Genomic DNA, 12,533 nt, shown 5'->3' with positions numbered 1-12,533 from the left:
AATATACACTTGTAATCAGAGTTTCAGCTAAAACTATACAGCCGGGGCGATAGCATAAACATCAACACCTCTTCCCGTAGAAACAAAAGTATTGATTCGGCCCTAGATAACAAACAAGGGTTGAAATAAATTTCAACCCCTGCAAACTATATTTTCAAGACGATTATGCTACTTTCTCATCACCTGTTAAGGCTACAACAGGTTCTTCTCTTTTTCCTTTTGTTTTCTTTTTCATCTTATTCAGCCAGATCATTGTGCCTGTAATAGGCAAACTGGTGGCAATTAAACAGGCAAAGAAATATAGGATTTTGGTGAACGTACCATAAACATTTCCAACGTGTATGGCTTTGATCGATCCTGCAACACGTTCATTAAATGGCTTCTTTTTAAAAATATCAAGCTTTACCACTTTACCATTCGCAGGATCCATTGTGATGCGGTCGCCGGCAGCCGGTGCAAAAAAGCCTAGTTTGGTTTTAGTGATCATTGTTTTCGCTGCAGCATCGGCTGGTAAAGAAATCACATAGTTTCCTTTGTATGCTAGCAATTTATCTGCTTCTTTCACATAATCAGCAATTGATAATTGAGCAACTGCCAATGAAGTTGTATCAGCAGCCTTCAATTCATTTTCTTTCCCTTCTTTACGTTCTGCTTTTGCTTGTCCTTCTTTCTTCTCACCACTTTCTCTACGTTCGCCTCCCTTTCCTCCTTCGGCTAGCTTATATGTACCTAATGTTTTTTGTAAACCTGTACGGTACCATTCAAACGACCATTGCGGTCCGGTCAATCCCATCAATAATAAAAAAATGAGTGAGTAAAATGCAAGACTATTATGCAGATCATGATTTACACGTTTCCAACCGCCATTCCATTTTATTTTCAATCCTTGTCGCCAGTACCTTAGTTTTTGTGGAAACCAGATGATTAAACCAGTGATACAACCTAACGTAAAAATGATGGTTGCAAATCCTGTAATCATACTGCCCAATTTCTTGTTCTCCATTCCTTTAATAATGGGCTCCTTCACTTTATCAAGCAACAACCAACGATGTAAACTAAACATCGTACCCATAAATTCTTTAGTACCGTTCTTCTCTTTTGAATTGCCGATTATTTCACCCGTGTAGGGATTTACAAAATAAGTGGTGCCTCCTCGTGGTCCTTCTTCTCCCGCTTTCTTTACATTAAACTGGTAAGTGCGGTTAAGTTCAGCAGAGATTGTTACACCTGTAATGCTGCCGCCTGCTTCCTGCTTTACTTTTTCCAGCAACGAATCAACGGGAATTCGTTCCTGACCCGCCACAGCCTGCACTTTGTACAAATGCGGAGCCGCTTTCTCTGTTAACTCTGTATTGAATACATATACTGTTCCGCTGAAACACACAGCGATCACAATTAAACCGCTCGCAAGGCCCAGCCATAAATGAATGTCGTTAAAAAACTTTCTTGTTTTCTGCCAGCGTGATTTTGTTATTTCCTGTTTAGCCATTGCTGAAATTATGTGCTTTTTTACGTTTGGGTTTTATGAGAAAAAGGGATCACGCTGTTCACGTGTCCCTTTTAGACGATATCATTTAAATTTTCCTGCTTAGAATTTGTATGAAACCGTTGCTACAAAATTACGTGGAGCAATTGGGTTTACACTGTAATTCTCGTGCACGTAATAGTTCAATACATTGCCTAGGTTAGCAAGTTTTGCCATTAAGCTGAAGCGGTTAATACTGTAACCAACTGATGCATCAACAGTAGTAAAACCCTTCACAGTAATCATACGTGAATAATTTTGAGACTGACCTTTTTGATTGTTCCAGCCATTAATACGATCGCCGGTATAATATGCCCCCACGCCTATTTTTAATCTTTTTAAAGCACCTTCGCTGAACGTGTAGAATGCACTCGCATTTCCCGTATGTACAGGAATATTTACCAAACGATCTCCTTCATAATAACTTCCTGCTTTATCAGATGTTTTGGTGTAGCGCATATCATTAAAGCTGTAACCTGCCATCATGGTTAACCCTTTAACGAAATTACCTGTTACATCAACTTCAATACCTTTGCTGGTTGTTTCGCCTGTAAGTTCTTTTAAATTACTGTTGCTATTGGGCAATCCGTCTTTATTTAAGAAAGCTGTTTGCGCCAGGTTGTTATTAATGATCTGGTATGCAGTAACATTCAACGTTAATTTACCTTTCAATAAAATATTTTTTACACCCACTTCATACTGATCAATAATAGACGCAGGAAGCGCAGCGCCATATATATCTGTAGTTGCGCCACCGGCATTTGGTGTAAACGAATTAGAATAGCTTGCAAAAATTGAAATATTGGGTTTAACACGGTACACCACACCAAAACGTGGAGAAAAAGCTCTGTCGGTTTTCAATTTTGTTTTTGACTGGCCACCTGTAGCCAACGTATCAGTTGTGGAAGGGTCAGCCTCCTGCAATGACCAACGGACTCCTACCAGCACTTTAATTTTTTCTGTTATGCTGATGAGGTCCTGAACATATGCACCAACTCTTGTTACAGGTGTACAAACAAAGCTTGTTCTTTTTGCCACAGGAATATCTGTGCGACGAACAAATTTGTTGGGATCAAGAATATTGATGCTATCGTAAATCTTACCTTGAATATCGTAGTTGTAAGTTTCAGTTAAGTAACGGTCTGCATCAACCCCAGCAAGAAGTGTATGTTCAACCTTCCCGGTTTTAAATTTACCGTTAAGGTTTACTTGTCCTGTAAAATAATTTTCTTTTGTATCGATGCGTCCCAACGGACGTCCCCAGTCTCCATTAGCTTTTGCCTGTATACGTTCTACGGAATAATAATCACGATCAAAATTTTGATAAGAAAGCACGCTGCTCAACTGCCAACTGTTATTAATAGAATGCTTAATTGTTGCAGACGCTGTTGCTTGCTGTGTAATATTATATTGCCAATCAGTTCCCATAAAGCTTGAACGATGAATACCTGGGATAACAGTGTTATCTAATGAACCAACACCAAAATCAGGCGTGAAATCATGTTTCAGGTAATCAGCTTCAAGAATTATTTCTGTTTTATTGCCGAGTTTGAAAAGAAATGAGGGATTGATATAATAACGTGTAGATGAAACTTTATCACGATAGCTATCAGTAGTTTCAAATGATCCATTCAAACGGTAAGCAATGCTTTTGTTGATAGGACCATACACATCAAAAGTTGGTTTCCATAAATTGAAACTACCTGCACGTAAACTTACTTCACCACCAAAATCAAACTTTGGTTTCTTCGTTACCATGTTCAACACACCACCTGGCGCAACATTACCATATAAAATTGCAGCACCACCTTTAAGTACTTCTACACTTTCAAGCGAACTTACTTCGGGCATTGCACCAGTGTTTACTCTTGATCCGTTGCGGAACATATTGGTTGACGAGAATCCATATCCTCTTGCAGAAAAACTTTCTTGCGTGCTTGCTCTTGTTGTGCTGAGGTAAACACCGTTTACATTTTTTACTACGTCACTAAGGCGTTGTGCCTGCTGGTCTTTTATCACTACTTCACCAACTGTAACAATTGCCTGCGGCAGGTCCATTGGCTTAATTGCTGATTTTCCAAATACGGTTGCACGATCGTTTACATTGCGGAAATAAGCAATAACGATTTCCTGGAGTTCAGTTTTATTTTCTGTAAGCAGAAAATCCTGAACAAATGTTTCTCCCTTTTTTACTTCTATTATTGATTCAACTGTTTTTAAACCTGTAAACGAAACAATAATTGTATAACGGCCTTCTGCTACCGAATGAAAGAAATATTCTCCTGCTTCATTAGTGGTGGTGCCATTGTTGGTTTCTTTTATTACAACGTTTACAAAACCTGCTGGCCTTCCATCGCTGGTGCGCACAATTCCTTTTACAACCGGTGCAGGCGCTGGATTGGCAGCGACAAGCTGGGGTTTGCTATTATAACTAGTTAAATTTTGCTGAGCTGTGACTGATAAGCTAATGATTCCGAGACAAAGCGTTAGAATGGACCGATTCATACATCAAATTTTATTCGAATGCAAATGTCATTCGAACCAGCTTCTTTTACTTTCAAAATCGGGAAAAGGGTTTACGCAATACGGAAAGAGAACCCAATACTGAACAAGTGTTAGCGGAATAACAACTCACAAGGCTTCAAGCCCGTGTGCTTTTTAAACGCAGTAGAAAAATGAGAGATAGAAGAATAACCAAGCATGGCACTTACTTCGGTAACGCTTAATCCTTTTTCATACAAAAGGTATTTAGCATGTTCCATGCGCTGTGTCTGGTAAAATTCAAAGATGGTGGTACCAAACATTTCTTTAAAACCCTTCTTTAAATAACACTCATTGGTGCCAACTTTCCGGCTTAATTCTTTAATGGTGATTGGCTCCCCGATACGTTGCAACAATACTTCACGGGCCTGCAGAATGGTATCTTTTGCATTATCAGTGGCAAGAAAGCGGCATACAAAACTTTCTTCGGCTTTTTGATCGGTAAGGCATTCCAAACCATACAGCAACAAACTTTGCAACTGGCTGTTCACGTAAATATTCTCCAGCGCATTGCTGTAATTATGCTGCATCAGATTTTCCAGAACAGATTTGATCTTGCTGCAAAGATTTACCGTTGTGCTGAAAGATTGCTTTTCTTTAAATGCCAGCACCCGGTCACTTTTTGTGGTGATGGTACGGCCTTTTACAAACGGCGTTAAATAGGAAGGAGAAAAACGGAAGAAGAATACATCGATGGTTGGTTCAGCTAAACAATCAGCGGATGTTTTTTTACAAACACCGTTGCCACAACTTTTGCTGTTGCAGTACTTATTGCCGTTGATACAAAAACGCAGCTCAATATTTCTTTCCCTGGCTTGTTTCGCCTCGTAATTATAAACCAATACCGCAGTGTCTTCAGGTGTTACATGCGGCTGTAATTTGTAACGGTAAATGCCATATTGAACCGAACCAGGAATTTTTTTCTCCTGTTCATACACCAGGTCCAGCTCGTGAGTTAAGAGCGGGTTACGATTGGCGAGTGTAAGAATGTCGTTCAATTGCTGCATTGCGGAGGCAAAGATAGGTCATAAAACAGGCCTGCTATCATGGGCTATTGACAGAGTTTCGTCATGTTTTACCAGTAAAAAAGAACAACGTGGTTATGTCCTTTACTACCGGATAAATTAACTGGCTTCAAATGCTTCATTTTCAGTCGAAAAATTGTGGATTTCTTACCACAAAAACGGTGGTAAAAAACGCTTCAACCGCTTCGATTTCCGTACATTTGTCCGAATATATTTTCTCCACTTCCAATAAGTTTTTTCAGAATCAAAATATGAGCACAGAGTTACAGGAAACAGCCCTAAGCGCCGCTGCACAAAATGCAGGTTATGGTGCAGACAGTATCCAGGTTTTAGAAGGTTTAGAAGCGGTTCGAAAGCGTCCCGCAATGTATATTGGCGATATCAGTGAAAAAGGGTTACATCACCTCGTTTACGAAGTAGTCGACAACTCAATTGATGAAGCATTGGCCGGTTATTGTAAAAACATTACCGTTTCAATACATGAAGATAACAGCATTAGTGTGCAGGACGATGGTCGTGGTATTCCCACTGCTATGCATACTAAAGAAAAACGTTCTGCTCTTGAAGTTGTAATGACTGTATTGCATGCCGGTGGTAAGTTCGATAAAGGTTCTTACAAAGTATCGGGCGGTTTGCATGGTGTGGGTGTGAGTTGTGTAAACGCACTGTCAACCAAATTGCAGGTAACCGTACAACGTGAAGGAAAAATATTTGAGCAGGAATATCGTATTGGTGTTCCTCAATACCCTGTTCGTGAAATAGGCACCAGTCCTATTACAGGAACAAGAGTTCATTTCTGGCCCGATACTACCATCTTCACAGCTTCAGTTTACAAAAAAGAAATTCTTGAAGCACGTCTGCGTGAGTTATCATTTTTGAATAAAGGCATCCGCATTATTCTGAACGACCTTCGTGAAGTGGATGATAACGGCGCTACTTACAGCAATACTTTTTACAGCGAAGGTGGCATTACCGAATTTGTAGAGTTGATTGAAAAGAATGGCAAACGCAGTCCGCTATTACCACAGGTGATTTATATGGATGGTCATGAACCAGTGAGCAACGTTGCAGTGGAAGTTGCCATGATGTACAATGATTCTTACAGTGAACATATTTTCTCTTATGTTAATAACATCAACACCATTGAAGGTGGTACGCATGTAACTGGTTTCCGTCGTGCCATTACACGTGTGTTTACTTCATACGGAAAAAAAGAAGGTTTGTTTGAAAAAGCAAAGGTGGATGTGGAAGGCGATGATTTCCGTGAAGGATTGAGTGCAATTATTTCCGTAAAGGTTCCCGAGCCTCAATTTGAAGGACAGACAAAAACAAAGCTTGGTAATAGTGAAGTAAGTGGTATCGTTGAAACATCAGTAAGCCGCACACTTGAAGCTTATCTTGAAGAAAATCCGAGAGAAGCAAAAAACATTGTTCAAAAAATTATACTTGCGGCACAGGCAAGAGCTGCAGCAAAGAAAGCACGTGAACTGGTGCAACGAAAAACCGTATTAAGCGGTGGTGGCTTACCCGGTAAACTGGCTGATTGCTCTGATCGTGATCCTGAGCGTTGCGAATTGTATTTAGTCGAAGGTGATTCGGCTGGTGGTACTGCAAAGCAAGGTCGTGACCGTAGTTTCCAGGCTATTCTTCCGTTGCGTGGTAAAATTCTGAACGTAGAGAAAGCAATGGAGCATAAGATCTACGATAACGAAGAGATCCGCAACATGTTTACAGCGTTGGGCGTAAAGATGGGAACACCTGAAGATCCAAAGGCGTTAGACATCAGCAAACTTCGTTATCACAAAATCATCATAATGACCGATGCCGATGTGGATGGTAGCCATATCGCCACTCTCATCCTCACATTCTTCTTCCGTTATATGACGGCTATTGTTGAACAAGGCTATCTCTATCTTGCCCAGCCGCCTCTATACCAGGTGAAGAAAGGAAAGGAAATGGCTTATGCATGGAATGAAGAACAACGCAGGGCTTATGTAACACAATTTGGCGCAGGCAAAGAAGACAGCGTGGGTGTGCAGCGTTACAAAGGTTTGGGCGAAATGAATGCCGACCAGTTATGGGAAACAACCATGAATCCTGCAACACGTGCATTAAAGATGGTAACTATTGAAAGTGCGGCCGAAGCCGACAGGGTTTTCAGTATGTTAATGGGCGATGAAGTAGCTCCAAGGAGAGAGTTTATCGAGAGCCACGCTAAGTACGCCAATCTTGACATTTAAAACGGAATTTAAAGTTCAGCATACAAGCGACTCTTAAAAGGGTCGCTTTTTTATTGATTTTCAACCGATAGCGACTGTGGAAAGCATTTTGGGTTGTTTTTGGTGAAAATCTGTACTTTAGCCCGCATCGACAATCAATTTTTTATTAACTAACCCTTCATAAAAATTTTAAACTATGCAATTAACAGCGTATAACGTAAAGACCAAAGAAAAGAATGTTCCTATCCAGAATGCAGTAGTTGAGCGTACAGCTAAAGGTGGATACATTGCTAAAGGCGATGATGGAAAAGGTAACAAACTAACTGCCTTGTTAGGTGAAGAAAAAGCACTCGCTGCAATCGCTGCAGGCACTGCTAAAAAAGGTTGGGATTAATTTTATTCTACCCATAAAAAAAGTCGTTCTGTTTACACAGAACGACTTTTTTATTACGAATTATCTTGTCTACAACGGAAATCTTCTGGCAATAGCTCTTGTTACATTTTGAATTGATTGCTGAAAAGGATAGTTCCAATCTGTCTGATTTGTAAAGCGTGTGCTCCACACCGTATATCCCTCTCTTACCAATGCACTACTCACAAACATATCACTTGTGCGGGCCATACCTGTTGGTACACCAATACCGGGTACAGTACGATTAAGAATTCCCCCAACAACATCAACACCCAAGGCCACTTCATTACTTAAAATGTGATTTTGCGTAACCTTGGTTGATACTACGGCATCAACACCCAGAATTTTTGAAAGCTCCGCAGGATCCATTTGCCAGGATGCAGAATCGGTGATCCCTTTTTCTTCCAATAGTTTTTTTGTGCGCTCTGAACTTTGAAACTGAACCTGCGAGTATCGACGTAACCGGGTATCGACATACTGCACAAGATCAATGTATAAAGCACGGTTAAGAAACGTTGAGTTTCTGTCAACCATTTCTTTCACCTGTTCAGCCGTAAGTTTCTTGGGAATGTTTCCTGTTACTTCTAGTTGAGCAGGGAGTATGGCAATGGTGCGAATGTTGTATTGCTGCACCCTTTCCATCATTCGTTTTCTTGCACAGGAGCTGATTATTAAAGAGAGGGAAATCAAGAGTAGAACATGCTTCATAAAGTTTCGGTTTTATTGAATAATACAATGCGTCATAGATATTGGAACAATTGCAATACCAAAAATAATAAAGGCTTTCGTTTATGAAAGCCTTTATCAATGAATTAACTTAAAAAAAGTAAAACTACTTGATGAAACGAATTGTAAACGGATAACGGTACAACACATCATCGGCAGCTTTTACTGCCGCAATAATGTAAATGATAAGCGAACCTATTCCGATTGCTATGAGGAAGAATATACCGACGATAATAAATATCAATGGTATGCAGATGATGCAATAAATAAAAACGCTTATTCCAAAATTCAATGCTTCTTTCGCATGTTCGCCCACATAACGTGATTCATTCCTCTTTACCAGGTAGATAATTAAAGGGGCAATGACAGAAAAGAAAATCGATAAAACATGAGTGAGAATTGCGATAGAGCGTTCATCGCTGCTTACCTGGGCATACCTGATTTCGCCGGCATTTGCGAAGTTTTGTTCCATTGATTGAAGGTTTAATGTTTAAAATGATGGTTAAAGTGGGAACAGCAATTCGGCTGCCTTAAAATTAATGCTTTAATTCTGTTCCATCAACTTAAACTATTTGCAGAAATAAGCTGCACGTATTAAACTGTAACCGGCTTACCAATCACATCAGCATGCATGCGGGTAAGCAGACGAAGTAATGCTTCCATGCCATTCATGTCTCTTACCACCAGGAGAAAAAGTTTGCCTGTTTGTTTTAGCTGCGCTTTATTTAAAGATGTTTGCACAAACTGCATAATACCCTGGAACACGGAAGATTCGAAGTAAGGAGAATCAGGATTATTAATAAAGTAGCAACGAAGGGTTTGCTCTTTTAATGTCATTTTTTCAAAGCCAAGTTCAACAGCCAACTTACGGCAACGCACAGTAGTAAACAGATCTTCTACCTGCGGAGGTATGGGACCAAAACGATCGATAAGTTCTTTATGAAATTCAACCAGGTCTTCTTCGTTTTCACAATTATCCAAACGTGTGTACAAGCTCAAACGCTCGCCAATGCTTTCAACATACGCATCAGGAATCAAAATTTCCAGATCCGTATCAATCACGCAATCTTTTACATAGTTTTCCTGCTGCTGAATTTCTTCTTTAAAGAGTTCACGGAACTTGGTGCGTTTCAATTCTCGGATGGCTTCGTCCAATACTTTCTGGTACATTTCAAATCCAATCTCTGCCATAAAACCACTTTGCTCACCACCAAGCATATTACCTGCACCACGAATATCAAGATCACGCATGGCAATTTGGAAACCGCTGCCGAGTTCACTGTGTTGTTCTAATGTTTGCAATCGCTTGCGACTATCATTCGGCAATGTGCTCATTGGCGGCGCCAGCAAGTAGCAAAATGCTTTTTTGTTGCTGCGGCCTACACGACCACGCAACTGGTGCAGATCACTTAAACCAAACTGGTGCGCATTGTTGATCATGATGGTGTTTACGTTAGGAATGTCAACACCACTTTCAACAATGTTCGTACAAACAAGAACATCGTATTTTTTATCGATGAAGTCGAAGATGCGTTCTTCAAGTTCGTGGCCTTCCATTTGCCCATGTGCAAAACCGATGCTCAAATCGGGGCACAAACGCTGAATGATAGCAGCCATTTCAGCCAAGCCTGCAATTCGGTTATGAATAAAGAATACTTGTCCGCCACGTTCTGTTTCAAAGTAAATCGCATCACGGATAAAATCTTCCTGGAACACCTGCACTTCGGTTTGTATTGGCTGACGGTTCGGCGGTGGTGTATTCATGATGCTGAGATCTCTTGCACCCATCAAGCTAAACTGCAATGTACGTGGAATAGGTGTTGCCGTTAGTGTGAGTGAATCTACATTTGTTTTAAGCGTTTTGATCTTTTCTTTATGACCTACACCAAACTTTTGTTCTTCATCTACAACCAGCAAACCGAGATCTTTAAACTTCACATCTTTCGCAAGCAAAGCATGCGTTCCCACTATGATATCTACTTTACCTTCTTGTAATTTTTGATAGGTTTCTTTCTTTTCTTTTGTGGATTTAAAACGGTTTACGTAATCAACCGTAACGGGAAAATCTTTTAAACGATCCTGGAATGTTTTGTAATGCTGATAGGCAAGAATAGTTGTAGGCACCATAATGGCCGCCTGCTTTCCATCACAAACCGTTTTGAAAGCCGCACGCACAGCAATTTCTGTTTTTCCAAAACCCACATCACCACACACTAAACGATCCATTGGCGATGGCGCTTCCATATCTTTCTTTACATCGGCCGTTGCTTTGCTCTGATCTGGTGTGTCTTCATACATAAATGAAGCTTCCAGCTCCGTTTGCAAGTAGCTATCGGGCGTATGTTGAAAACCTTGCTGTGCTTTACGTTGTGCGTACAGCTGAATCAAATCGAAAGCAATCTCTTTAACTTTCGTTTTTGTTTTTTCTTTCAATCGCTGCCATGCATCGCTACCAAGTTTGTTGATCTTCGGCACACTTCCTTCCTTACCAGTGTACTTTGAAATTTTGTGGAGTGAATTAATGTTCACATACAAAATATCACTGTCCTTATAAATCAACCGCACAGCTTCCTGCATTACCCCATTCACTTCAATCTTCTGCAAACCACTGTATGTACCCACACCGTGATCAATATGCGTAACATAGTCGCCGGGCTGCAATTCCTTCAAGGCACGAATAGTTAGCGCCTTACTCTTATTATATGCCTGCTTGACTTTGTACTTATGATAACGTTGGAAAATTTCATGATCGGTGTAACAAACAACTTTCAAGTCTTCATCAATGAATCCTTCATGAATAGCCAATGCAATTGGCGTGAAAGGAATTTCAGCTTTGAGATCTGCAAAGATGCTGTGCAACCTTTCTAACTGTTTGGGATTTTCTGCAAAGATGAATACTTCAAATTTCTTCGCATTCCAGCTCTTGAGATCGTTGATGAGCAATTCAAACTGCCGGTTAAACGCCGGTTGATGTTTGGTATGATATTCAATTTCAAACCTGTTCTTCTCTTCTACAGTATTCAACAAGTGTGGTTCGTAACCAAACTCGATTGTATGATGTTGTTGAATCTGCTCTTCAACAATGGCTGCAGTAATAAAATCCTGTTCGTTGAGATCGATCTTTTCCAACCGCTCATCTTCATCACGCTCCTGTTTTGAAACAGGTAGCTTTAAAAACTGCTCCATGTCTTCTTCCATGGTGAGCAGTCGTTCCTTCATCACATCGAAATCCTTCACCCACACAATTGTATTCTCCGGCAAAAATTCAAACAATGAAACTTTCTCACCACTTTCAAATTGTGTTTCAACATTCGGAATAATGCTCACCTGCGCCAACCTTCTCTCACTCAACTGCGTTTCAGGATCAAAGATGCGGATGCTGTCCACATCGTTACCAAACAATTCAAGACGGTAAGGTTTTTCATTGCCGAAGGAATAAATATCGAGGATACCACCACGTACGGCAAACTGTCCGGGCTGATACACAAAGTCGGTGCGTTCAAAACCAAGATCTACCAGAAAGCCCATCATATTATCAACATCCAGGGTATCGTTGGTTTTGATGAGCAGCATATTGCCTTGTAATTTTTTGGGCAACACCACTTTTTCAAACAAAGCATCGGGATAAGTAACCATTGCCCCCACACGCTGACCCGTTGGCATGGAAAATTTCGTCAGTGCTTCCGTACGCAGCATGACATGCGAGGAATTGAGTAGTCTAAAATTTTTAGGATGCTTAAATGATGAAGGGAAATAAAACAAGTTGAGTTCTTTGGTGATACTTTCCAACGAATTGTGGAAATAAGCTGCTTCTTCAGCATCGTTTACAATAAACAAATGATTGAATTGTTCAAGCGAAGAATGGTTAAAAACAGACGCTGCCACGAACTGTGAAGAGCTTCCCAACAGGTTTTTGAGATAGATACGTTGCGTTTGGGAAAAAGAAAGCCTGTCCGCCACTTGAAAAAGGCGGGGGTCATCAATAAACTTTTGCTGCAACAACTCAAAATTCACAGTCGGCAAAGATACGGGTAGTCCGAGAATTTTACTGCATTCCACTTTATGCGAAGAGCTTCTTTTTTAGG

Annotated in this window: 8 protein-coding genes; 2 read left to right on the top strand and 6 right to left on the bottom strand. The window is 40.4% G+C overall.

The window, feature by feature from the left end; translation table 11 throughout:
* Positions 1-163: 163 nt before the first annotated feature.
* From ACO1QW_RS06210 to ACO1QW_RS06200, 3 genes are all read right to left on the bottom strand, one after another.
* Positions 164-1,489: a PepSY-associated TM helix domain-containing protein gene (locus ACO1QW_RS06210; protein WP_486256712.1), complete on the bottom strand. Its 1,326-nt coding sequence runs from the start codon at positions 1,487-1,489 to the stop codon at positions 164-166.
* A 99-nt stretch (positions 1,490-1,588) separates the two neighbouring features.
* Positions 1,589-4,030 (bottom strand): TonB-dependent siderophore receptor, encoded by a 2,442-nt coding sequence (locus ACO1QW_RS06205; RefSeq protein ID WP_486256710.1) that lies wholly within the window; start codon positions 4,028-4,030, stop codon positions 1,589-1,591.
* Between the two features lie 110 nt (positions 4,031-4,140).
* Positions 4,141-5,073, bottom strand: a complete 933-nt coding sequence (locus ACO1QW_RS06200; protein WP_486256708.1) for a helix-turn-helix domain-containing protein — start codon at positions 5,071-5,073, stop codon at positions 4,141-4,143.
* 269 nt (positions 5,074-5,342) lie between these two features.
* Here ACO1QW_RS06200 and gyrB point away from each other — a divergent pair, with 269 nt between their 5' ends.
* Together gyrB and ACO1QW_RS06190 are read left to right on the top strand one after the other, a co-directional pair.
* Positions 5,343-7,331: a DNA topoisomerase (ATP-hydrolyzing) subunit B gene (gyrB, locus tag ACO1QW_RS06195; RefSeq protein ID WP_486256706.1), complete on the top strand. Its 1,989-nt coding sequence runs from the start codon at positions 5,343-5,345 to the stop codon at positions 7,329-7,331.
* 175 nt (positions 7,332-7,506) lie between these two features.
* Positions 7,507-7,704 (top strand): hypothetical protein, encoded by a 198-nt coding sequence (locus ACO1QW_RS06190; protein ID WP_486256704.1) that lies wholly within the window; start codon positions 7,507-7,509, stop codon positions 7,702-7,704.
* A 69-nt stretch (positions 7,705-7,773) separates the two neighbouring features.
* Here the strand turns inward: ACO1QW_RS06190 and ACO1QW_RS06185 are convergent, their stop codons facing one another.
* The 3 genes from ACO1QW_RS06185 to mfd form a co-directional block, all read right to left on the bottom strand.
* Positions 7,774-8,430: a hypothetical protein gene (locus tag ACO1QW_RS06185; RefSeq protein WP_486256702.1), complete on the bottom strand. Its 657-nt coding sequence runs from the start codon at positions 8,428-8,430 to the stop codon at positions 7,774-7,776.
* Between the two features lie 124 nt (positions 8,431-8,554).
* Positions 8,555-8,920, bottom strand: a complete 366-nt coding sequence (locus tag ACO1QW_RS06180) for a DUF4870 domain-containing protein (protein ID WP_486256700.1) — start codon at positions 8,918-8,920, stop codon at positions 8,555-8,557.
* Between the two features lie 122 nt (positions 8,921-9,042).
* The gene (gene mfd / locus ACO1QW_RS06175; protein WP_486256698.1) at positions 9,043-12,462 is read right to left on the bottom strand and encodes a transcription-repair coupling factor; all 3,420 of its coding nucleotides are present in this window, start codon (positions 12,460-12,462) and stop codon (positions 9,043-9,045) included.
* Positions 12,463-12,533 lie beyond the last annotated feature (71 nt).

It is taken from the genome of Lacibacter sp., assembly GCF_057361365.1.
Note: the sequence above shows the minus strand (reverse complement) of the source record. Positions and strands in the feature narration are given on the sequence as shown.